This window comes from Pseudomonas sp. PS1(2021), assembly GCF_020405165.1.
Lineage (GTDB): Bacteria > Pseudomonadota > Gammaproteobacteria > Pseudomonadales > Pseudomonadaceae > Pseudomonas > Pseudomonas aeruginosa.
This window is the reverse complement of record NZ_CP084484.1, coordinates 6,630,294-6,651,437: the sequence shown is the minus strand read 5'-3', so window position 1 is coordinate 6,651,437 and position 21,144 is coordinate 6,630,294. Positions and strand designations below refer to the sequence as shown.

20 protein-coding genes are annotated in these 21,144 nt (G+C 67.3%); 9 read left to right on the top strand and 11 right to left on the bottom strand.

All coding sequences use genetic code 11. From position 1 onward, the window contains the following. The first annotated feature begins 82 nt into the window (after positions 1-82). From LE197_RS31460 to LE197_RS31450, 3 genes are all read left to right on the top strand, one after another. Positions 83-601, top strand: a complete 519-nt coding sequence (locus LE197_RS31460) for an RNA polymerase sigma factor (RefSeq protein WP_003084762.1) — start codon at positions 83-85, stop codon at positions 599-601. Next, the gene (locus tag LE197_RS31455) at positions 598-1,569 is read left to right on the top strand and encodes a FecR domain-containing protein (RefSeq protein WP_023097153.1); all 972 of its coding nucleotides are present in this window, start codon (positions 598-600) and stop codon (positions 1,567-1,569) included. Before LE197_RS31460 ends, LE197_RS31455 begins: the two co-directional genes overlap by 4 nt. Positions 1,570-1,672: 103 nt before the next feature. Further along, positions 1,673-4,087, top strand: coding sequence for a TonB-dependent siderophore receptor (locus LE197_RS31450; protein WP_003142701.1), 2,415 nt, complete (start codon positions 1,673-1,675; stop codon positions 4,085-4,087). 172 nt (positions 4,088-4,259) lie between these two features. Here LE197_RS31450 and LE197_RS31445 read toward each other — a convergent pair whose 3' ends face one another. Further along, positions 4,260-5,117: a PP2C family serine/threonine-protein phosphatase gene (locus LE197_RS31445; protein ID WP_003099950.1), complete on the bottom strand. Its 858-nt coding sequence runs from the start codon at positions 5,115-5,117 to the stop codon at positions 4,260-4,262. Between the two features lie 85 nt (positions 5,118-5,202). On the opposite strand from LE197_RS31445, the gene LE197_RS31440 reads away from it, so the two are divergent. Both LE197_RS31440 and LE197_RS31435 read left to right on the top strand, forming a co-directional pair. Then, positions 5,203-6,153, top strand: coding sequence for a hypothetical protein (locus LE197_RS31440; protein WP_003099948.1), 951 nt, complete (start codon positions 5,203-5,205; stop codon positions 6,151-6,153). Positions 6,154-6,171: 18 nt separating this feature from the next. Beyond that, entirely contained in the window at positions 6,172-6,792 is a 621-nt protein-coding gene (locus LE197_RS31435; RefSeq protein WP_003113265.1) for a glutathione S-transferase, read from the top strand. Here LE197_RS31435 and LE197_RS31430 read toward each other — a convergent pair. The 6 genes from LE197_RS31430 to LE197_RS31405 form a co-directional block, all read right to left on the bottom strand. Continuing rightward, a complete protein-coding gene (locus tag LE197_RS31430) occupies positions 6,755-6,940 on the bottom strand; it encodes a hypothetical protein (RefSeq protein WP_003084739.1) in 186 nt (61 codons plus the stop codon). The genes LE197_RS31435 and LE197_RS31430 overlap by 38 nt on opposite strands. After that, complete coding sequence (locus LE197_RS31425) at positions 6,937-7,239, bottom strand: hypothetical protein (RefSeq protein WP_003084737.1); 303 nt, start codon at positions 7,237-7,239, stop codon at positions 6,937-6,939. Before LE197_RS31425 ends, LE197_RS31430 begins: the two co-directional genes overlap by 4 nt. Positions 7,240-7,288: 49 nt before the next feature. Beyond that, the gene (gene creD / locus LE197_RS31420; protein ID WP_023109575.1) at positions 7,289-8,647 is read right to left on the bottom strand and encodes a cell envelope integrity protein CreD; all 1,359 of its coding nucleotides are present in this window, start codon (positions 8,645-8,647) and stop codon (positions 7,289-7,291) included. A gap of 101 nt (positions 8,648-8,748) precedes the next feature. Further along, positions 8,749-10,173: a two-component system sensor histidine kinase CreC gene (gene creC / locus LE197_RS31415; protein WP_003084735.1), complete on the bottom strand. Its 1,425-nt coding sequence runs from the start codon at positions 10,171-10,173 to the stop codon at positions 8,749-8,751. Further along, positions 10,173-10,862, bottom strand: a complete 690-nt coding sequence (gene creB / locus LE197_RS31410) for a two-component system response regulator CreB (RefSeq protein WP_003084734.1) — start codon at positions 10,860-10,862, stop codon at positions 10,173-10,175. The genes creC and creB overlap by 1 nt, the downstream gene beginning before the upstream one ends. A gap of 84 nt (positions 10,863-10,946) precedes the next feature. Further along, positions 10,947-11,456: an ATP-dependent zinc protease gene (locus tag LE197_RS31405; protein WP_003084733.1), complete on the bottom strand. Its 510-nt coding sequence runs from the start codon at positions 11,454-11,456 to the stop codon at positions 10,947-10,949. Between the two features lie 142 nt (positions 11,457-11,598). Between LE197_RS31405 and LE197_RS31400 the strand changes: the two genes are divergently transcribed. Next, positions 11,599-12,486: an acyltransferase gene (locus tag LE197_RS31400; protein WP_003113270.1), complete on the top strand. Its 888-nt coding sequence runs from the start codon at positions 11,599-11,601 to the stop codon at positions 12,484-12,486. Between the two features lie 197 nt (positions 12,487-12,683). Here the strand turns inward: LE197_RS31400 and LE197_RS31395 are convergent, their stop codons facing one another. Together LE197_RS31395 and clpG are read right to left on the bottom strand one after the other, a co-directional pair. Next, on the bottom strand, positions 12,684-13,262 hold the full coding sequence (locus tag LE197_RS31395) for a DUF2780 domain-containing protein (RefSeq protein ID WP_003084725.1): 579 nt from the start codon (positions 13,260-13,262) through the stop codon (positions 12,684-12,686). 101 nt (positions 13,263-13,363) lie between these two features. After that, the gene (gene clpG / locus LE197_RS31390; protein ID WP_003113271.1) at positions 13,364-16,162 is read right to left on the bottom strand and encodes an AAA family protein disaggregase ClpG; all 2,799 of its coding nucleotides are present in this window, start codon (positions 16,160-16,162) and stop codon (positions 13,364-13,366) included. A 374-nt stretch (positions 16,163-16,536) separates the two neighbouring features. On the opposite strand from clpG, the gene mdtD reads away from it, so the two are divergent. Beyond that, positions 16,537-17,970 carry a multidrug transporter subunit MdtD gene (gene mdtD / locus LE197_RS31385; protein WP_003084717.1) on the top strand — a complete coding sequence of 478 codons (1,434 nt, stop codon included), beginning with the start codon at positions 16,537-16,539 and terminating at the stop codon, positions 17,968-17,970. A 1-nt stretch (position 17,971) separates the two neighbouring features. Further along, the gene (locus tag LE197_RS31380) at positions 17,972-18,346 is read left to right on the top strand and encodes a YkvA family protein (RefSeq protein ID WP_003099935.1); all 375 of its coding nucleotides are present in this window, start codon (positions 17,972-17,974) and stop codon (positions 18,344-18,346) included. Here LE197_RS31380 and LE197_RS31375 read toward each other — a convergent pair. Together LE197_RS31375 and LE197_RS31370 are read right to left on the bottom strand one after the other, a co-directional pair. Then, positions 18,340-18,864, bottom strand: coding sequence for an ATP-dependent zinc protease (locus LE197_RS31375; RefSeq protein ID WP_003113272.1), 525 nt, complete (start codon positions 18,862-18,864; stop codon positions 18,340-18,342). The genes LE197_RS31380 and LE197_RS31375 overlap by 7 nt on opposite strands. A 150-nt stretch (positions 18,865-19,014) precedes the next feature. Continuing rightward, on the bottom strand, positions 19,015-19,224 hold the full coding sequence (locus tag LE197_RS31370) for a cold-shock protein (protein ID WP_003084710.1): 210 nt from the start codon (positions 19,222-19,224) through the stop codon (positions 19,015-19,017). A 347-nt stretch (positions 19,225-19,571) separates the two neighbouring features. On the opposite strand from LE197_RS31370, the gene dbpA reads away from it, so the two are divergent. Next, positions 19,572-20,948, top strand: coding sequence for an ATP-dependent RNA helicase DbpA (gene dbpA / locus LE197_RS31365; protein WP_003113273.1), 1,377 nt, complete (start codon positions 19,572-19,574; stop codon positions 20,946-20,948). Positions 20,949-21,144: the final 196 nt, after the last annotated feature.

Sequence of the window (21,144 nt, the reverse complement as noted above, 5' to 3'; positions counted from 1 at the left end):
TGCAGGGATAGTCGCACTTTGCGATCATTTGCGAATAATTCTCGTTTTTCCATTCAATCCCGTTTCGGGATGGGGAGCGGTCGTGTCGGCGGGTGACGTCAGCAACAGCGAATTCGTGGGTAGCCTGTACCGGGACCACCGCGGCTGGCTGCTTGCCTGGCTGAACCGCAACCTCGGCTGCCGCCAGCGCGCCGAAGACCTCAGCCAGGACACCTTCGTTCGCCTCCTCGGCCGCCCGGAGCTGCCCGGCCTGCGCGAACCGCGCGCGTTCCTGGCGAAGGTGGCGCGCGGTCTGATGATCGACCACTTCCGCCGCGCCGCCCTTGAACAGGCCTATCTCGCCGAACTGGCGCTGGTTCCGGAAGCGGAGCAGCCTTCGGCCGAAGAGCAGTACCTGATTCTCGAGGACCTCCGCGAGATCGATCGCCTGCTTGGCACGCTGTCGCTGAAGGCGCGTAGCGCGTTTCTCTATAGCCGCCTGGACGGCATGCCCCACGCGGAGATCGCCGAGCGTCTCGGAGTCTCGGTGCCGCGCGTGCGCCAATACCTGGCCCAGGGTCTGCGCCAGTGCTACATCGCCCTCTACGGAGAGCCCCGGTGAGCGCCGACGATCGTCATTCGCCGGTACGCGCGCGGGTGCTCGACGAAGCCATCGCCTGGCAATTGCTGCTCGACTCCGGCGAAGCCCATCCCGACGATCACCGCGCCTTCCACCGCTGGTACGCGGCGCATCCCGAACACGAACGCGCCTGGGAACAGCTCGGCGGCCTCGACCGGCACCTGGCGAGAGCCGTCAACGGGCCGGCACGCAACGCCCTGCTGTCCGGCAACGCACGCTTCAAGCGCCGCCTGCGCCGGCTCGGCGGCAGCGCCCTGGGGCTAGTGCTGGCGCTAGGCGTCGGGCTCGGCGTGGCCAACCGCTACGTCCCGGTCCGCTACCTGCTGGCCGATGCCTACAGCGCCACCGGCGAGCAGCGCGAGCTGACCCTCCCGGATGCCACTCATGTGCGCCTGAACAGCCGCAGCGCCATCGACGTCCGCTTCGACGGCGAACGCCGCCAGGTCGTGCTACTGGCCGGCGAGATCCTGGTGGAAACCGCCCATGGCGACCCGCGCCCCTTCGTGGTCAGCAGCGCCGATGGCGACATGCGCGCCCTCGGCACGCGCTTCCTGGTGCGCCGCGAGGAACCCGGCACGCGCCTCACCGTGTTGCAGTCGGCGGTGGCCGCGCGCGCGGAAACGCTCAGCGAAGAGCGTGTGATCAAGGAAGGCCAGCAGGTGCTGATCCTGCCGCAAGGCCTGCAGGCCAGCGAAGCGGCCCCGGCCCTGGCCGGCGCCTGGGCACAAGGCATGCTGGTGGTGGAGAACGCCCGGCTGGCCGACCTGGTGGCGGAACTGGGGCGCTATTCGCCGGCGCTGCTGCAGGTCGACCCGAGCATCGCCGACCTGCGCGTCACCGGCAGTTTCCCGCTGAAGGACACCCGCCTCGCCCTTCAGGCTTTGGAGCCGAGCCTGCCGGTGCGCAGCGTGAGGCACAACGCCTGGTGGTTCGAAGTGGTGCCACGCTGAACCGAACGGGCCGGCGAAAAATTTTTCCCGCCGGCCCTATCACTTTTTCCGACTCGTCCGGCAAGGAGGCATTGAGACTCGTTTCCATCCAGGAGCCCCGCACATGCCTCGCCCGACGTTCCGTCCCGGCCTGCTCGCCCTAGCCATCGCCCTCGCCGTTCCCGCACCGTTCCTCCACGCCGCCCCGGCCGAACAGGCCAGCGTGCGCGACTACCGCATCGCCGCCGGGCCGCTGGCAGGCACCCTGAACCGCATCGCGGCCCAGGCCGGCCTGGTCCTCACCCTGGATCCGGCGCTCGCCGAAGGACGCAGCGCCCACGCCGTGCAAGGTCGCTTCGACGCGCCCGGCGCATTGCGCGAAGCGCTCAAGGGCAGCGGCCTGGAACTGGTGGAAAATGCCGGCGGCACCTACAGCCTACGCAAGGTGCCGGAAGACACCCTGTCGCTGCAGGCGATGACGGTCAGCGGCGCCGAGGAAGACCCACTGGGGCCGACCAGCGGCTACGTGGCCAAGCGCAGCATGACCGGCACCAAGACCGATACGCCGATCCTCGAGACCCCGCGTTCGATCTCGGTGGCGACCCGCCAGCAGATGACCGACCGCGCCGTGCACAACCTCGACGACGCGGTGCGCTACATGCCCGGCGTCGTCGCCAGCAGTTTCGGCAGCGACTCCCGTTCCGACTGGTTGAAGGTGCGCGGCTTCAAGCCGACCCAGTTCCTCGATGGATTGCCGATGGCGACAGGCTCATACAACAACCCGAAGCTGGAGACCTGGAATCTGGAGCGCCTCGCCCTGCTCCGCGGCCCGGCCTCCTCGGTCTACGGCCAGACCCCGCCCGGCGGCATGCTCGACATGGTCAGCCTGCGCCCGCAGGGCATCGCCAGCCATGAACTGAAGGCCGAGATCGGCAACTACAACCACAAGCAGGTCAGCTTCGACAGCACCGGCCCGATCGACGACGAGGGGCGCTTTCTCTATCGCCTCTCCGGCGTGGTGCGCGACAGCAACACCCAGGTCGACCATATCGACGACAAGCGCTACAACATCGCCCCGAGCCTGACCTGGAACATCGACGACGATACCCGGCTGACCTTCCTCAGCCAATTCAACCGCGACGATACAGCCGCCACCAGCCAATTCTTGCCGTTACGCGGGACCAAATACGATGCTCCATTCGGAAAGATTTCCCATCACAAAAACCTCGGCGATCCGGACTGGGACTTCTACGACCGCACCTACTATTGGTTGGGCTACTCCTTCGAACGGCGCATCAACGATGTCTGGCAGTTCCGCCAGAACCTGCGCTACCTGCGCAACGACCTGTCGTTCCAGACGCTTACGCCAACCAGCAGTATCGATGCGGCCAGCGCCGACGGCACCTTACAGCGCATGACGACCTCGGTGGACGAGGACATCAGTCAGTTCGTGGTAGATAACAATTTCCAGGCTGACTTCGAGACCGGTGCGCTGCGCCATACTCTCCTGCTGGGTATCGATCACAACCGCACCCGCACCGACTACACCTCGATCTACAACTTCACCGGTGTGCCGCCGACCAACGTCAACAACCCGATCTATGGTCAGCCAATTCCCAAGCCATCGCGCTCTAGTGCGTTCTATGACTACCGACAGAAGACTTATCAGACCGGGCTCTACGTCCAGGATCAGATCGCCCTCGACAACTGGCGCCTGACCCTCGGCGGCCGCGAGGACTGGGTACATGCCGGCGCCACGTTCTACAATCAGAACGATGCCACCAACACCAGCCGCGACAAGAAATTCAGCGGTAACGCAGCTCTGAGCTACATCTTCGACAACGGCCTGGCGCCCTACCTTTCCTATGCGGAGTCATTCCAGCCAAGCACCGGCGCCGACGATATAGGCTCCAACAAGATGTTCAAACCCACCGAAGGCAAACAATGGGAACTGGGCGTCAAGTATCAACCCGTAGGCTCCGATTCGCTGTTCACCGCAGCCGTCTACGACCTACGCCAGGAGAACGTGAGGGTCACCGACAACGTCAATGGGACACCCACTACCTCGCAGGCTGGCGAGGTTAAGGTCACCGGCTTGGAGCTGGAAGCCACCAGCAACGTCACAGACAATCTGAAAGTGATCGGCTCCTATAGCTACGCCGACACCGAAGTGAAAAAAGGCCAGTACGCAGGCAACCGCCTGCAACAGGCGCCGCGCAACCAGGCCTCGCTATGGGCCGACTACACCTGGCACGAGGGTACGCTGAACGGTTTCAGCGTGGGTGCCGGCGCCCGCTACGTAGGCTCGACCTACGGCGACCAGGCCAACACCTACGACGGCTACGCCGGCTCGTACACCCTGTACGACGCCGCCGTGCGCTACGACCTGGGCCAATTGAACGGCAGCCTGAAAGGCGTCAGCGTGGCGGTCAATGCCAACAATCTGTTCAACAAGGACTACCTGGCGTCCTGCGACGGCTACTACTGCTACTACGGCGACCAGCGCAGCGTGGTGGGCAGCGTCAGCTACAAGTGGTGAGCGACGCGTCACAGGTGCGTAACGGCGGATAACCGCTTCGCGGTTATTCGCCCTACCGCAGAACGTACCTTCCGGGCACCGGATGCCCTCCTCCCGCCTGAGGGAGAGGGCCGGGATATCGGCAGCCGGCGCAATGGGGAGGACCTGCATTCCGGGCGCCGGAGATCATCGTTCACCCCGCGATCCGACCCCACAGCGCGCTGGCGTCGTCGTGGATCTTGAAACGCGGGAAAGCCAGGGCCTGGTCGTCGCCCTGTTCGATCTCGCGCAACTCGTCGAGCATGGCGCTCACTCCGACGTCCTCGAGGCGCCGCAGCAACTGTTCGTCGGTATAGCGGCGGAAAGGCTCGACCAGCCGGTCGAAGCCGTCGGTCATCAGCACGAAGGAACGCAACGCGGCGAGCGGCAAGGTCTCGCGCTGCACCTGGCCGAGCCAGCGGTCGCTGATGTCCAGCGCCCAGTAGCCCTCGGGCTTGTTCATCAGCAGGCGGTTCTGCCGCACGCGCGGGCGGCTGGCCTTGAACAGTTCGGCGTGATCCCACTGCGGATGTTCCTCGCGCATCCGGCAGAAATGCGCCAGGGATTGCCGATCCAGTTCGTGTAGGGCCGAATCGCCGAAGCTGCGTACCTGGCCGTCGGCGCCTTCGACGAGGATCCGGCTGTCGCCGATGTTGAGCAGTTCGATTTCTCCGCCGCGAATCCGCAGCAGGCTCAGGCAGGCCGCCGGCATGTCTTCGAGGTCGTGCCAGTCGCGGCCGCTCTGGGCGCGGAAGTCGCCCTGGATATCGTTGAGCAGGCGCCGCAGCAGGGTCTCGCTGGATTGCTCGGGCTCGACTTCCAGCAGCAACCGCAGGTGCCGGTCCACCGCCTGGGCCAGCCAGCGCGCGTCGCTTTCCACGCCCAGCACGCTGCGACCGATGCTGGTGGCACCGTCGATCACCCAGGCGGCCTGCGCCGTGCAGCCCAGCGCATCGTCGTTCACCGCGCCCCCCGCGCGGCATTCCGCCCCGAGTATTTCCACTGTGGCCATTCGCAGTTCCTCCTATGCTCAATGCGCTGCCAGAATAGCAAGACAGAGCCTTTCCACGTTCCGCTCGTCGTTCCGGGAGAACCGTATGCGTCACCTGCCCTACCCGCTGCTGGGCCTGTTCCTGGCCCTGTCGTCGACCGGCGCCGCCCTGGCCGGCGAACAGTACTACCCGCTGGACAAGGGCTCCGCGCCCTACGCGGTCGCGCCCAGTGCACAGGGTGCGGTCTGGTACGGCGCGGACGGCGGGCATTCGCTGGGGCGCCTCGACCCGACCAGTGGCGAGAGCGTGCAGGTGCCGCTCGGCGAAGGCGCGCGGCCGCGAGCCATCGTCAGCGACGAGAGCGGCAACGCCTGGGTGCTCGACAGCGGCCTCAACGCCATCCTTCGCATCGGCGGCGAGCGCCTGGGCAGCGAACGTTTCCCGCTACCGGCCAAGGCCGCGCCGGCCGGGCTCGAGTCCGCGGTATTCGACGACGACGGGCGCCTCTGGTTCACCGGCAGCCGCGGCTTCCACGGTCGCCTCGACCCAGCCAGGCGCCTGGTGGAGGTCTGGCCCTCGCCCCAGGGCAAGGCGGCGAACGGCATCTGCGTCACCCCGGACGGCGAGGTCTGGTACGCGCAGGACGACGCGCTGGTGCATGTCGATCCGCTCGACGGCAGCGCCGAGCGGTTGCCCGCGCCTGAAGGCACGAAGGCCTTGCGCGGGATCGGCGCCGACTCCATCGGCAGGCTCTGGGCCAGCGACAGCGGTGGCGCCCGGCTGTACCGCTACGATCCCAGCGATGCCTCGTGGCAGAGCTGGCCGCTGCCGGACAGCCAGGCCCGCCCGGACAGCCTGCGGGTCGACGCCATGGACCGTGTCTGGCTGCACGACGCCGCCAGCGGGGCGCTCTTGCGTTTCGACAGTGAGCAGGCGACATTCCGCGTCCTGCCCAGCGACCGGCCGGCGCCCGGCAACGCCCTGCTCGGCGGTCGCCCCGGAGAAACCTGGAGCGCCGAGCCTGCCGCCGATCGTCTGCGCGTCGTCCGCGACTGATCCTTCCAAGGAGCCCGCATGAGCGCTACCCATACGCTGTTCTACGCCGCCGCCTCGCCCTTCGTGCGCAAGGTCCTGGTCCTGCTCCACGAAACCGGCCAACGCGAGCGCGTGGCGCTCGAGGAAGTCACGCCGACGCCGGTCGCGCCCATCCGGCAGCTCAACGCCAGCAACCCGGCCGGCAAGATTCCCGCCCTGCGCCTGCCGGACGGCCAGGTGCTGCACGACAGCCGGGTGATCTGCGACTACTTCGACCAGCAGCACGTCGGCGAACCGCTGATCCCCCGCGAAGGCAGCGCCCGCTGGCGACGCCTGACCATCGCCTCGCTGGCGGACGCCGTCCTCGACGCCGCGGTGCTGTCCCGCTACGAAACCTTCGTCCGCCCCGAGGAGAAGCGCTGGGACACCTGGCTCGAAGCACAGCGGGAAAAGATCGGGCGGTCCCTGGCGTGGCTGGAGGGCGACTGCATCGCCGAACTGCAGGCGCGCTTCGACATCGCCGCCATCGGCGTCGCCTGCGCCCTGGGCTATCTCGACCTGCGCCAGCCGGAGTGGGACTGGCGCGGCCGCTACCCACGACTCGCCGCCTGGTTCGCCGAAGTCAGCCAGCGCCCGTCGATGCAGGCCACCCGCGCCTGACCCCGAGGCCCGCCGACGCCTGCTGCCGCCGCAGACGTTCGGCGCGTTGCAGCCAGGCCGCCGAGGGGCCGGGGAACAGCAGGCCGATCCGCGCCGCCAGGCGCTCGCCGTCGCGACGGTCGTCGCGCAGGCCGACATAGCCGTTCATTTCCAGCACACCAGGCGGAACAGCAGCAGGCCCAGCAACAGCGCGCTCTGTCCGAGCCCCATGCAAAGCTCCAGGAAGGAGCGCACGTGCGGATTGCCGGCGGCGCCCTCGATGCCGCTGAGGCCTTCCCAGAATCCGTCCGGCATCAGCACCAGCATGGCGTGGGCCAGGGGCTTGCCGCTGGCGATCCAGTACTCGATCAGGCCGAACTTGCCGAAGAACAGCAGGAAGATCAGGATCACGCCGCTGACCAGCAGGCCGAGGGCGGCACAGAGGGTGAACTCGAAGAACAGGCGCATGCTTTTCCTCCTTGGAAATCGGCGGCGGCCGGCGCCGCCGCCCTCGTCGTCAGGCCTTGGCGGGTACGGCCGGGAGGTCCTTGCGGCCGACCCCGTACCAGTCCAGGCGGCGGGTCAGCACCATCACCGCGGCAAGTACCGCGAACAGCAGCAGCGAGCCCATCAGCAAGGCGTAGTCCTCCGCGCTCAGCAAGCCGTAGAGCAGGCCGTACAGCCCTGCCAGGCCGACGCTGAAGCCCAGCCCTCGGGCCACGCTGCGCAGGACGAAGCACAGGTAGAAGCCGATCAGGCCGACACAGGCTCCGGCGGAGACCAGGTAGGCCAGCTCGAAGCCGACGTGCTCGGCCAGCGACAGCAGCAGCAGGTAGAAGAACGCCAGCGCCAGGCCGACCAGCGCGTACTGGACCGGGTGTACCGCCAGGCGTTTGAGCACCTCGAAGAGGAAGAAGCCGGCGAAGGTCAGGGTGATGAACAGCAGCGCGTACTTGATCGCGCGGTCGGCCTTCAGGTACTGGTCCACCGGATCGACCAGGCCGACGCCGAAGGCGCGCGCCTGGAAACCGTCGCAGCGCTGCTCCTCCACGCAACTGCGCAGCGCCTCTTCCATGTTGGTGGCGAAGAAGCTGGTCTGCCAGCGCGCGGTGAAGCCCTGGGCGGTGATCTCCCGCTCGCTGGGCAGGAACTCGCCGCCGAAGCTCGGGTGCGGCCAGTCGGCCTTCAGGATGACCTGGCTGTCGCGGCCCACCGGCACGATGTCCAGCCGCTCGCTGCCGAGCAACGACAGGTCGAAGGCGTACTCCAGGCGCTGCGCCTGGCGCCCGTCGACGCCTTGCAGCGGTGCGTGCACACCGCTGCCGAGCAGGCCGACCCGGCTACCCGGCTCGAAGTCGACGCTGGCACCGTTGAGGGACAGGCGCAGGGCATTCTCGATGCCGCGGATGTCGCTGATGCCCATCGCCAGGAACGGCGTTTCGAACTGGTAGTCCTCCAGGTCTTCTTCGATGCCATAGTGCGCAGGCACCTGGAAGTAGCCGGCGACCTTGTTGTCGACGTGGTACAGGCGCGCCTGGTAGATGCCACGGTAGCGCAGCTCGGTGCGCATCTGCCCGTCGAGGGCGAAGCGGTCGGGCAGGAAGTACAGCTCGCCACGCTGCTCGCGCTCCTGCAACACGCGCTTCTCGGTCTTCTCCTCGGTGACCCACTCGCGCACCGTCCTGCGGTACGGCACCACCAGCAGCGGGCCGGTGAGGCGCTGGCTGTAGCTGGAGCTGCGGGCGATATCCTGCAGCACGCCGTCACGAACCTCCTGGCGATCGCGGATCAGGCCGTCGATCATCAACAGGGGAATCAGCAATAGCAGGATGAGTAGGGCGATGGCGCCGAGCTTGTAGGCCAGCGTGCGGTTCATGGGGGACTCTCCGTCGGGGTGATGGCGGAAAGTCTGCGGCGCCGCGATGGCGGGCTTCGGGTCGCCGTGTGGAGAGTCGATGGAGTTTCCGTGGAGACGCCTCAGCCGCGCGGCAGCCAGAGCAGCGCCTCGACGCCGTCGTCGCGGTTGCCGACCTGCAACCGGCCGCCATGCAGTTGCGCCACCTCGGCGACGAAGTTCAGTCCCAGCCCGGTGCTCTTGCGCCCGCTGGCCGGGCGCGGCAGCGAGTAGAAGCGTTCGGTGAGGCGCGCCAGGGCGTAGTCGGGAATCGCCGGCCCCTGGTTGAACAGGCGCAAGGCGATACCCTCGCCGTCGGCCTCGGCGAGCAGGCGAAGGATGCCGCCGGGCGGGGTGAAGTCGAGGGCGTTGTCGAGCAGGTTGGCCAGCGCCTGGCGCAGCAGGAACTGCTCGCCGCGAACCTCGCAGGGACCTTCCAGGCGGTTCTCCACCCGCAATCGCTGGCGCTGGATACGCGCCGCCTGGCCTTCCAGCAGGGACGCGGCGATCTCCCGCAGGTCGACCTTGCCGACCTCCTCCAGGCCTTGCCGCTGCTCCACCTGGGCCAGGCTCAGCAGGCGCTCGATCAGTTGTTGCAGGCGCTCGCTCTCGCCGGCGATGTTGCCGACGAAGCGCGCCCGCTGTTCGGCCGGCATCTCGCCGTCGAGCAACTCGGCGGCGCCACGGATCGCCGCCAGCGGGCTCTTCAATTCGTGGGTCAGGGTATGCACGTAGCGCTCGACGTAGTCCTTGCCCTCCAATTGCGTGCGCATGCGCTCCACCGCGTCGGCCAGTTGCGCCATCTCGCCGCCGCGATAGCGCGGCAGCTCGGCGCGGCGCCCCTCGCTGACCGCCTGGGCGTACTGGGTGAGGCGCCGCAGCGCGCCGCTGAGCCACCAGGAGAGCAGGCCGCCGACCAGCAGCCCGAGGGCGATCAGCCCGGCACCGAGCCAGGCCAGACGCCGCTGCGAGCGGTCGATGTAGGGTTGCAGGCTGCTGTTCGGCTTGGCCACCGAAACCACCCCGATGATCTTCCCGGCATCCTTGATCGGCGCCGCCACGTACATCACCGAGGAATCCGGGTCGTCCGGGTCTTCGCGGCTGGAGCGCGCGCCGTACTGGCCCCGGAGAGTCAGGTAGACGTCGTTCCAGCGCGAATAGTCCTGGCCGACGGCCACCCCGGCGGAGTCCAGCAGCACCTTGCCGCTGGCGTCGGTGACGTAGATGCGGTGGTTCACCGCCTCCTTGCGCAAGCCCCAGATATCCGCCTGCGGCACCCGCTTGCCGTAGTCCTCGAGCATCTCCGGCAGGTCGCTCTGTGCCAGGGTGCCGTTCTTCACGTCCTGGCGGAGGATCTCGGCGAGCAGGTTGGCGGTGTCCACCAGGGTTTCCTCGGTGGACTGGCGCACGCCGGGGCGCACTTCGTCCATCACCGTGCTCAGCACGAAGTAGCCGGTGAGACCGACGAACAGGAAGTAGACCAGGAAGATCCGAACGCCGAGCGGCATCAGGCGTGGTCCGGGCTGTAGCTGTAGCCCAGGCCGCGATGGGTCTGGATCGCTTCGCCGCGTTCGTTCACCTGGCGCAGCTTGGCGCGCAGGCTCTTGATGTGGCTGTCGATGTTGCGCTCGTAGCCGGCCTCGCTGGCGACGCCGAGGGCGTCGAGCAACTGCTCGCGGCTGAATACCCGCTCGGGCTGCCCGAGCAGCGTCTGCAACAGGCGGAACTCGTGGCGGGTGAGGTTGAGCGGGGTGTCGCGGTAGTGGATCCGCACGCGCTCCTCGTCGACCTGGAACGGCCCGCTCGGCGCGGCCCCTTCCAGCGCCGCCGGGCGCGGCGCCATGCGCTTGAGGATGGCCTTGACCCGAGCCGCCACCTCGCGCGGGCTGAACGGCTTGACCACGTAGTCGTCGGCGCCGATCTCCAGGCCGACCACGCGGTCGATCTCGGCATCGCGCGCGGTGAGGAAGATCACCGGCACCTCGGAGAACCGCCGCAGGCGCTTGCAGGCCTCGAAACCGCTGATGTCCGGCAGACCGACGTCGAGGATCAGCAGATCCGCCGGCTGGCGCTCCTGCAACGCCAGCGCCTCGCCGGCGAGGGTCACCCAGGTGGTGGCGAAGCCTTCGGCCTGCAGGGCGTAGAGCAGGGTGTCGGCAATCGCGGCTTCATCTTCGACGATCAGGATATGCGGCATGGCGTGACGGCGGCTGACGGGAATGCCGGAACGGTGCCGCAAGCCGGCGCGCGCGTCAATCGCGCCGCCGGTGGCGTAGGACGCTTACTTGCAGGTGGGCTTGTCGGCGACGAAGCGCTCGGAGGGATCGACCGCGACGTGGAATTTGCGCAAGCCCTTGGTGCCCATCAGGAACGGATAGTTGAAGGCGCTGCGGTCGGTGAGGTTGACCTCGATGGTCTTCATCGCTCCGCCCAGGCAGACCTGCAGGTCGATCACCGGGCGTTCGCTCAGGCGGTCCTCATCCTCGTCCTCGCCGTTGCGGTTGTCGGCGCGGTTCTTGATCTTGCCGATGCGCGCCAGCTTGTGCTCGAACACCGAGCCATCGGCCTCCTTGGTGGCCAGCCGGAAGCGCACCCACTCCTCGCCGTCGCGCTGGAACAACTCGATGTCCTTGGCCGACAGCGAGGAGGTGTAGGCGCCGGTGTCCATCTTCGCCTGCAGGGTGCGGTCCAGCTCCGGCAGGGAGACCCATTCGTAGCGGCCGTAGAGGTTGGGTTCGGCGGCGAGGACCGGCAGGGCGAACAGCGAGAGCAAGGCAAGGGCACGCTTCACGCGGGCATCTCCTGAAGTGATACGAGGTCCACATAGGACTAGCACGGCGCGGTTTCGTTCGCCACGCCGGCGGCTTGGGCGGCGCGGCGCGGATGCGTATGATGGGCCGCGTCGACCCACACCCAGGACAGGGAAACCAACCATGCGGGAACTGTTGACCGGCCTGACCAGCAGCCTTCTGCTGCTTCTCAACACGCTGATCCTGATCGGCCCGATGATGCTGATCGCACTGCTCAAGCTGGTGCTCCCCGGCCAGCGCCTGAAAGACCTCTGCTCCAGGGGCGTGATGTGGATCGCCGAGACCTGGGCGGAGATCGACAAGTGGATCTTCGCCACCTGCACGCCGACGGTCTGGGACGTGCGCGGCGCCAGCGACCTGCGCCAGGACACCTCGTACCTGGTGGTGAGCAACCACCAGTCCTGGGTCGACATCCCCGCGTTGATCCAGGTGTTCAACCGGCGCACCCCGTACTTCAAGTTCTTCCTCAAGAAGGAGCTGATCTGGGTGCCCTTCCTCGGCCTGGCCTGGTGGGCGCTGGAGTATCCGTTCATGAAGCGCTATTCCAAGGCCTTCCTGGAGAAGCACCCGGAACTCAAGGGCAAGGACCTGGAGATCACCAAGGCCGCCTGCGAGAAGTTCAAGCGCATCCCGGTGACCGTGGTGAACTACCTGGAAGGCACGCGTTTCAGTGAGCAGAAGAAGGCCCGGCAACAGTCGCCCTATCGCCACCTGCTCAAGCCCAAGGCCGGCGGGGTGGCCTTCGTCCTCGCCGCGCTGGGCGAGCAACTGGACGCCCTGCTCGACGTCACCGTGGTCTACCCGAGCGACAAGGTGCCGGGATTCTGGGACCTGCTCTGCGGACGGGTGCCGAAGGTGATCGTCGACATCCAGACCCGCCCGATCGATCCCGCCCTGTGGCAGGGCGACTACGAGAACGACCCGGTGTTCCGCCAGTACGTGCAGGAATGGGTCTCGCGCATGTGGGAAGAAAAGGACGAACGCATCGCCCGCTTGCGGCAACTGCGCTGAAGTACCGGCCGAAACACACCCATCTCGTAGGGCGAATAACCGCAACGCGGTTATCCGCCGTTTCCACGGAGCGGCGGCGGATAACGCCGAGGGCGTTATTCGCCCTACCGGTGCAGGCAACGAATATCCGGGCGCCGCACCCACTTCGTAGGGCGAATAACCGCAGCGCGGTTATCCGCCGATCCGCTGGCGGCAGATCAGAGCAGCGACGAGCCGCCCGCCTTGCTCACTCCCCAGAGATTGCTCAGGCTGCCCAGCAGCTCGCTGTTGGCGCCCTGCTTGCCGAAGTAGTCGACCAGCACCTGGGCGAACTTCTCGGTCATCCCGCTATCCATGCCCAGGGTGCCGAAGGCCTTGTTCACGTCGCCCATGCTGTCCGCATTGCCGAGCAGCGAACCGAGGCCCTTGCTGTCGCCGCCGCTCTTGCCGAGCACGTTGCCGAGCCCGCCGAGACCGGCCAGGGCGTTGTTGCCGGCCAGCTTGTCGAGGCCGGGGATGGTCTTAACCAGTTGCGAATAATCGTTGCCGGCCAACTGGTTCTTGGCCAGGCCGAGCAGGGCGCCGGTACCGCCGACCGCCTGCTCCTGGCTGACCCCGAGCTGGCCGGTGAGTGCGCCGAGCAGACCGCTGGTCTGCGGGGTGGTGGCTACCTGGGCGGAGTCGCCCTGGGACGCCCCGGCGACCGCCTTGGCGGCATCCCCGAGATTGAAGGCGAACGCGGAGGCGGCGCTGAGCAGCAGGGCCGCGGCCAGGGTAGCGTGAGTGGTGACGCGCATCGGCAATTCCTCATGAGATATCGAACGCCCCGGCCGCATTCGCAGGCCGGGGTGAGATTTCGACCGGCCGGCCGGTGCCTTGTTCCCCAACCTTGGTCGGGTCACTTGGCCTTCGGCTTGTCGGCCTTGCCCTTGGCGGCGGCGCCTTTCTTCGCCGCCGGCTTCCTCGCCGCCGTCGCGCGGCCCCTGGGCGTCTCGCCGGCACCGGACTTCTTGCGTGCCGCCGGATTCGGCGCGGCGCCCTTGCGGTAGCCGACGCCGTCCTTGGCGTCGTAGAAGAAGGTGACCGTCTCGCCCTCCTTCACCTCGCCCTTGAGCATCGCCGTGGCCAGGCGCGTCTCCAGTTGCTGGCGGATCTGCCGCTTCAGTTCGCGGGCGCCGAACTCCGGCTGGTAGGCCTCTTCGGCGAGGTGGCCGACCAGGCTGTCGTCGATGTGCAGGTAGATGTCCTGGGCGTGCGCGGCGCGCTTCACCCGCTCCAGTTGCAGGCGCACGATGTCCTCGATCTGCGCCTTGCTCAACGATTCGAAGACGATCACCTCGTCGAGGCGGTTGAGGAATTCCGGGCGGAAATGCCCGCGCAGGGTAGTCATCAGTTCGCGCTTGAGCTTCTCCGGCGGCTGGGCGAACTCGCCGGCCTGGGCGTTCTTCATGATCAGCTCGGAGCCGAGGTTGCTGGTGGCGATGATGATGGTGTTGGTGAAGTCCACCACGCGCCCCTTGCCGTCGGTCAGGCGGCCGTCGTCGAACACCTGCAGGAGGATGTTGTTGACGTCGGCGTGGGCCTTCTCGATCTCGTCGAGCAGGATCACGCTGTACGGCCGCCGGCGCACCCGCTCGGTGAGCTGGCCGCCCTCGTCGTAGCCGACGTAGCCCGGCGGCGCACCGATCAGCCGGGACACCGCGTGGCGCTCCATGTATTCGCTCATGTCGATGCGGATCATCGCGTCTTCGTCGCCGAACACCACCTCGGCCAAGGCCTTGGCCAGCTCGGTCTTGCCCACCCCGGTCGGGCCGAGGAACAGGAAGGTGGCGATCGGCCGGCTGCCCTGGCGCAGCCCGGCGCGGGCCAGGCGCACGGCGTCGCTGACCGCGGTGATCGCTTCCTGCTGGCCGATCACCCGCTGGTGCAGGCGCTCTTCCATCTGCAGGAGCTTCTCGCGCTCCTCGGCGGTCAGTTCGGTGACCGGGATGCCGGTGAGCTTGGAGATGATCTCGGCGATGTCCTCGACCCGCACCTCCTCGGTCTTCGACCCCTGGGTCTGCTGCCAGCGCTCGGTGATCTGCTCGAGGTGTTCCTTGCGTTCCTGGATGCGTTTCTCGAAGACCTTCGCCTCGTCGTACCACTTGCGGCTGGCGGCGTAGTCCTGCTCGCGCTTGAGCTGCGCCAGCTCGGCCTCCAGTTCCTGGATCTCGGCCGGCCGCGAGGTGCTGGCGATGCGCACGCGGGCGGCGGCCTGGTCGATCAGGTCGATGGCCTTGTCCGGCAGGAAACGGTTGCCGATGTAGCGGTCGGACAGCTCGGCGGCGGCGACGAAGGCCTCGTCGCGGATGGTCACCTTGTGGTGGCCTTCGAGCTTGTCGCGCAGGCCACGGAGGATGGAGATGGTCTGCTCCACCGTCGGCTCGGGGACGAACACCGGCTGGAAGCGCCGCTCCAGCGCGGCGTCCTTCTCGATGTACTTCTGGTACTCGTTGAGGGTGGTGGCGCCGATCAGGTTCATCTCGCCACGCGCCATCGCCGGCTTCAGCACGTTGGCCACGTCCAGCCCGCCTTCGCCGCCGCCCTGGCCGGCACCGACGATGGTGTGCACCTCGTCGATGAACAGGATGATCTCGCTCTGCGCCGCCTGCAGTTCGTCCATCACCTGCTTGAGGCGTTCCTCGAACTCGCCGCGGTACTTGGCGCCGGCGACCATGGCGTTGATGTTCAGTTCGACCAGGCGCTTGTCGCGCAGCACCTCCGGCACCTCGCCCTGGACCATGCGCTGGGCCAGGCCTTCGACGATGGCGGTCTTGCCGACGCCGGGCTCGCCGATCAGCACCGGGTTGTTCTTCTTGCGCCGGGCGAGAACCTCGATGGTGGTCTCGACTTCCTTCGAGCGGCCGATCACCGGATCGAGCTTGCCTTCGCGGGCCAGCCGGGTCAGGTCGCGGCTGAACTTGTCCAGTTGCGGAGTGTTGCTCGGGCCGTCCACGCGGCCGTCCTCGGCGCCCTTGCCGACCACCTTGACCGCTTTCTGCCGTAGCGCCTGCTCGGTCAGGCCGTACTTCTTCAGGAGCGTCCCGGCGAAGCTGTCCGGCACCGCCGCCAGGCCGAGCAACAGGTGCTCGGGGCCGACATAGCTGTGGCCGAGTTCGCGGGACAGGGCGAAGGCATGCTGCAAGGCGCTCTTCACCCGCGGCGAGATGGTCATGTCCTCGCTCGCCTCGCCCTTGCTGGCGCCGCGCACGGCGTTGGCCTCGATGTACTGCTTGAGGTCGGCCGGCGACAGGCCGAACTGCTTGAGCACCGCCTGCACCACGTCGGCGTCGGCCAGGGCGTAGAGCAGGTGCTCGGTGTCCACTTCGCGCTTGCCGAATTCGGCGGCGACCTGCGCGGCGCGTTGCAGGTACTCGGTGGTCTGCTTGCTGAAGTATTCGGCGATGTCCACCGCCTCCGGCTCGCGGGCGCGCACCGGGGTGACCGGGCTCTGCTCGCCGAAGCCGGAGAAGATCTCGTCGAACGGGCTGCCGCCGCCGAACAGCGACTCCAGCGGCGAGCGCATGCGCTGCTGGCGCATCAACTGGCGGTAATGCAGTTCGCAGAGAGCGAGTTCGCGGCGCTGGCCGTTCTGTACCAGGCTGACGCGGGCGACGGCGGGACGTTCGTGGCAGATAGCGCAAAGTTCCTGGGCCATGGGAGGACTCCTGTTTCCACGGAAGGTGGGCTTCGGCGACGGCAGCGGCGACCGGGGTCGCCGAGCGCTGCGTGGAGAACATCGCGACAAGGCGGTGAAGCACGCGCCGTCGAGCATGCAACGCGGGACATGTCCGTGCGATGACGAAGCGCCGGCGTCGCATCCGCAGCCACTGACGGGGTGACTCTTGAGTACTAGCACAGCAGCCGGCGAGCGCCAGCGCTTCGGCTTGACCCAGGACAATGAAAGGCGACCGCTCTGGCCCGCGACTTCCGCCGCAATGCCCGCTGTTCGCCCCGATCCGGTCGTCGGCCGTCCCATCGCGGCGAGAACTTCTCTATGCTTGGGCCCTGTCCGCCCGAGGGAGCCCATCCATGAGCGAGCCGTTCCAGCTCACCCCCCGCATCGCCCGCCAACTGCCCTGGCTGGTCGCCGTCGCCTTCTTCATGCAAGCCCTCGACGGCACCATCCTCAACACCGCACTACCGAGCATGGCCAGTTCGCTGAACGAAAACCCGCTGCGCATGCAGGCGGTGGTGATCGCCTACCTGCTCACGGTGGCCCTGCTGATACCGGCCTCGGGGTGGATCGCCGACCGTTTCGGCACACGCCGGGTATTCCTCGGCGCGGTATTGCTGTTCAGCCTCGGCTCGTTGCTTTGCGCGCTGTCGCCGAGCCTCGAACTGCTGGTCGGCGCGCGCATCGTACAGGGCGTCGGCGGCGCGCTGATGATGCCGGTGGGACGGCTGGTGATCCTGCGCGTCTACCCGCGCCAGGACCTGGTGCGGGTGCTCAGCTTCGTCACCATTCCCGGCCTGCTCGGCCCGCTGGCGGGACCGACGCTGGGCGGCTGGCTGGTGGAGTACGCCTCCTGGCACTGGATCTTCCTGATCAACCTGCCGGTCGGCCTGCTCGGCTGCCTGGTGGCGATGAAGCTGATGCCGGACCTGCGCAGCCCGGTGCCGAGCCGTTTCGACAGCATCGGCTTCCTGCTCTTCGGCGGCTCCATGGTGCTGATCTCCATCGCCCTGGAAGGGCTCGGCGAGCTGCACCTGTCGCACCTGCGCGTGGTCCTGCTGCTGATCGGCGGACTGGTCCTGCTCACCGCCTACTGGCTGCGCGCGCTACGCATCGACAAGCCGCTGTTCCCGCCGAGCCTGTTCAAGGCGCGGACCTTCGCCGTCGGCATCCTCGGCAACCTGTTCGCCCGCCTGGGCAGCGGCGCCCTGCCCTTCCTCACCCCGCTGCTGCTGCAGGTGGGACTGGGCTACCCGCCTTCCACCGCGGGCATGACCATGATCCCGCTGGCGCTGTTCGCGATGGTCGCCAAGCCGATGGCCAAGCCACTGCTGGACTTCTTCGGCTATCGCAAGCTGCTGGTCGGCAACACCCTGATCCTCGGCTGCCTGATCGCCGGCTTCGGCCTGGTCGACCAGGACACCCCCTACGTCTGGCTGCTGCTGCACCTGAGCCTGCTCGGCGCGGTGAACTCCCTGCAATTCACGGCGATGAACACCCTCACCCTGATCGACCTGCAGGACAGCAACGCCAGCAGCGGCAACAGCCTGATGTCGGTGGTCGTGCAGTTGTCGATCAGCCTCGGCGTGGCTTGCGCGGCGGCGTTGCTGGGCGGTTTCCAGACCGACCTGGATACGGGGCAGGACACCGTACTCGGCGCCTTCCACGCCACCTATGTCAGCGTCGGCCTGATGTCGATGCTGGCCGCGGCGATCTTCTTCCAGCTCGGCAGCGAGGACGGTCGCACCAGCCCGCGCCGGGTCGATCCGGAAAAGGACCCGGACCTCTAGGATGGCCTGGATCGCTACGCTCAAGCGCTGGGCTCGCGAGCTGAAGACCGAGGTCATCGCCCTCTGGCTGTGCAGCCGCCATCCGCACATGCCCTGGCTGGCCCGACTGGTGGCTCTGCTGGTGGTGGCCTATGCGCTGAGTCCGATCGACCTGATCCCGGACTTCATACCGCTGCTCGGCTACCTCGACGACCTGTTGCTGGTGCCGCTGGGGATCTGGCTGGCGATCCGCCTCACCCCACCCACGCTGCTCGCCGAGTGCCGCGCGCGGGCTCGCGAGGTCGAGACGCACCCGCGCAACCTGTGGATGGCTGCGCTGATCGTGCTGTTCTGGGTGGCGCTGGGCGCTGGACTGCTGCGCTGGTTCTTCTACTGAGCGGCGAGCGCGCTGCAGGTAGGTTTGCGGGTAAAGGTTCGGGACACGTCGACCGCGCCGAGGTGTTCGAGCGTGCGGCGACCGAGCAGCACCGGATAGTTCATGTTGCCGCGGTCGCGCAGGGAGAACTGCTCGCGCAGCAGCTTGGCGCCCAGGCAGATGTCCATCGCCACCACCGGACGGCTGTCGCTGCCGCCGGCGCCGCGTACCTTGATCAGCCGCAGCACCTTGCGCTCGAAGGTCACGCTGACCGGCGCCTTGCTGTCGGCGGTGGGCAGCACGACATCGAAGCGCACCCAGCGCTCGCCGTCCTTCTTGTAGCGATGGATATTCCTCGCGTCCAGCGACGAGGTCAGCGCGCCGGTATCCAGCTTGGCCTTGGCCTGCATGCGCTCGGGCATCAGCCAGGACTGCTCGATCCAGCCCCAGTGCTCGGTGGCGGCATGGCAGGACGCGGAAGAGAACGACAGCGACAACAGCGCGGCGAAGGCCAGACGACGGGATTGCACAGGCTTCATCGAAACGACTCCGAACGGGACCGGGCCACTCTGGGCGGGAACTCGTCAAGACAGGGTGAACGGCAGGCGAAGACAGTGTGACGGTTTTCTCCGGGCAATAAAAAACCCGGATGCTTCCATCCGGGTTCTTCGGGCTGGGGCCCAGGGATCTTAGTTGATCACCTGAACGCGCTCGGCCTGCATGCCTTTCTGGCCTTGTACGACTTCGAAGCTGACCTTCTGGCCTTCGGCCAGGGTCTTGAAGCCGTTACCTTCGATGGCACGGAAGTGAACGAAAACGTCCGGGCCGCTTTCCGGGGTAATGAAGCCGTAGCCTTTGGTTTCGTTGAACCACTTAACGGTGCCGTTCTGACGGGACATTGCAAGTTCTCCTTGGAACTATGGGTATTGATTTAGCCACGAAATCGTAGCCGGTAACTGAGTTGCAAGGAGTTACAAGGAGTCGAGCAGGACGGGCTGGAATTTCCGACCGCATCAGGTCACGATCGACGGCGACCCATGCAAACACAGTGTCAGCACTCTACGACAAAAAACTGAGGAAAGCGAACCTGTATAAAAATACAGAAACGCGCTTTTTTCGTTTTTCGGACGAACGGTACTGGCCAAAGATACATTGCCTGTCGCTGCTGCTCCGGCGGCGATCGCACGCGGCAAGCCGCCGCAGGCTGCTAGACTAGCCGCTCGTATCGCCTGCCGAGCCCTGCCCCGTGACCTCCACCGCTTTCTCCTCGCTGCCGCTTTCCGCGGACCTCCTGGCCAATCTCGACTCCCTCGGTTACCGGGAGATGACGCCGATCCAGGCGCAGAGCCTGCCGCTGATCCTCCAGGGCCACGACCTGATCGCCCAGGCCAAGACCGGCAGCGGCAAGACCGCGGCCTTCGGCCTCGCCCTGCTCAGCCCGCTGAACCCGCGCTACTTCGGCTGCCAGGCGCTGGTGCTGTGCCCGACCCGCGAACTGGCCGACCAGGTCGCCAAGGAGATCCGCCGGCTGGCCCGCGCCGCCGACAACATCAAGGTCCTGACCCTCTGCGGCGGCGTCCCCTACGGCCCGCAGGTGGCTTCGCTGGAGCACGGCGCGCACGTGGTGGTCGGCACCCCGGGGCGCATCCAGGAGCACCTGCGCAAGGGCACCCTGGTCCTCGACGGGCTCAATACCCTGGTCCTCGACGAAGCCGACCGGATGCTCGACATGGGCTTCTACGACAGCATCGCCGAGATCATCGGCCAGCTCCCCGAGCGCCGGCAGACCCTGCTGTTCTCCGCCACCTACCCGGACGGCATCGAGAAGCTGGCGAAGACCTTCATGCGCGATCCGCGACAGGTGAGGGTCGAGTCGCTGCACGCCGACAGCCAGATCGAGCAGCGCTTCTTCGAGATCGATCCGAAACAGCGCATGGACGCCGTGGTACGCCTGCTCCAGCATTTCCGGCCACAGTCCTGCGTGGCCTTCTGCCAGACCCGCCAGCAGTGCCAGGAGCTGGCCGACGCACTGAAGGCGCAGCGGATTTCCGCCCTGGCCCTGCACGGCGACCTGGAGCAGCGCGAGCGCGACCAGGTCCTGACGGTGTTCGCCAACCGCAGTTGCAACGTACTGGTGGCCACCGACGTGGCCGCCCGCGGGCTGGACATCGCCGCCCTGGAAACGGTGATCAACGTCGAGCTGGCGCGTGACCCGGAGGTCCACATCCATCGCATCGGACGCAGCGGTCGCGCCGGCGAGAAAGGCCTGGCCCTGTCGCTGGTGGCGCCGGCCGAGGCCAGCCGCGCGCAGGCCATCGAGGACCTGCAGAAGCAGCCGCTGGCCTGGTACGCCCTCGGCCAGTTGAAGGCCAGCCCGGAGCCATTGCTGCCGCCGATGAGCACCCTGTGCATCGCCGGCGGACGCAAGGACAAGGTGCGCCCCGGCGACCTGCTCGGTGCCCTCACCGGCGACGCCGGGCTGCCCGGCAGCGCGGTGGGCAAGATCGCCATCTTCGACTTCCAGGCCTTCGTCGCCATCGAGCGCGGCCTCGCCCACCAGGCCCTCAAGCGCCTGAGCGAAGGCAAGATCAAGGGGCGCTCGTTCAAGGTCCGCCTGCTGTAGCGCGCCGCCGCTTCGCTCGCCGGGCCCGCTCCGGCGCGCGATATCGCCGCCGGGTAACGTCCGGCGCGGCGACGACGTCTTAGCGTTCGCAGGCACGAAGCCTGCATCCGCCAGATGCCCGGCTCGACCGAGTTGCCCACGGCAGCGTTTCCTGCGACTGCGGCGGGCAGCGGACTTCCAGTCGCGCGAAATCGGC

Coding starts and splice junctions, on each gene's coding strand:
- LE197_RS31425 (WP_003084737.1), bottom strand. CDS start 7,239: ATGCGCCTGTTCTTCGAGTTCACCCTCTGTGCCGCCCTCGGCCTGCTG.
- LE197_RS31395 (WP_003084725.1), bottom strand. CDS start 13,262: ATGCGCGTCACCACTCACGCTACCCTGGCCGCGGCCCTGCTGCTCAGC.
- LE197_RS31430 (WP_003084739.1), bottom strand. CDS start 6,940: ATGAACGGCTATGTCGGCCTGCGCGACGACCGTCGCGACGGCGAGCGC.
- creC (WP_003084735.1), bottom strand. CDS start 10,173: ATGCCGCTCGGCGTTCGGATCTTCCTGGTCTACTTCCTGTTCGTCGGT.
- mdtD (WP_003084717.1), top strand. CDS start 16,537: ATGAGCGAGCCGTTCCAGCTCACCCCCCGCATCGCCCGCCAACTGCCC.
- LE197_RS31380 (WP_003099935.1), top strand. CDS start 17,972: ATGGCCTGGATCGCTACGCTCAAGCGCTGGGCTCGCGAGCTGAAGACC.
- LE197_RS31435 (WP_003113265.1), top strand. CDS start 6,172: ATGAGCGCTACCCATACGCTGTTCTACGCCGCCGCCTCGCCCTTCGTG.
- creB (WP_003084734.1), bottom strand. CDS start 10,862: ATGCCGCATATCCTGATCGTCGAAGATGAAGCCGCGATTGCCGACACC.
- LE197_RS31400 (WP_003113270.1), top strand. CDS start 11,599: ATGCGGGAACTGTTGACCGGCCTGACCAGCAGCCTTCTGCTGCTTCTC.
- LE197_RS31440 (WP_003099948.1), top strand. CDS start 5,203: ATGCGTCACCTGCCCTACCCGCTGCTGGGCCTGTTCCTGGCCCTGTCG.
- LE197_RS31450 (WP_003142701.1), top strand. CDS start 1,673: ATGCCTCGCCCGACGTTCCGTCCCGGCCTGCTCGCCCTAGCCATCGCC.
- LE197_RS31370 (WP_003084710.1), bottom strand. CDS start 19,224: ATGTCCCGTCAGAACGGCACCGTTAAGTGGTTCAACGAAACCAAAGGC.
- LE197_RS31445 (WP_003099950.1), bottom strand. CDS start 5,117: ATGGCCACAGTGGAAATACTCGGGGCGGAATGCCGCGCGGGGGGCGCG.
- creD (WP_023109575.1), bottom strand. CDS start 8,647: ATGAACCGCACGCTGGCCTACAAGCTCGGCGCCATCGCCCTACTCATC.
- clpG (WP_003113271.1), bottom strand. CDS start 16,162: ATGGCCCAGGAACTTTGCGCTATCTGCCACGAACGTCCCGCCGTCGCC.
- LE197_RS31375 (WP_003113272.1), bottom strand. CDS start 18,864: ATGAAGCCTGTGCAATCCCGTCGTCTGGCCTTCGCCGCGCTGTTGTCG.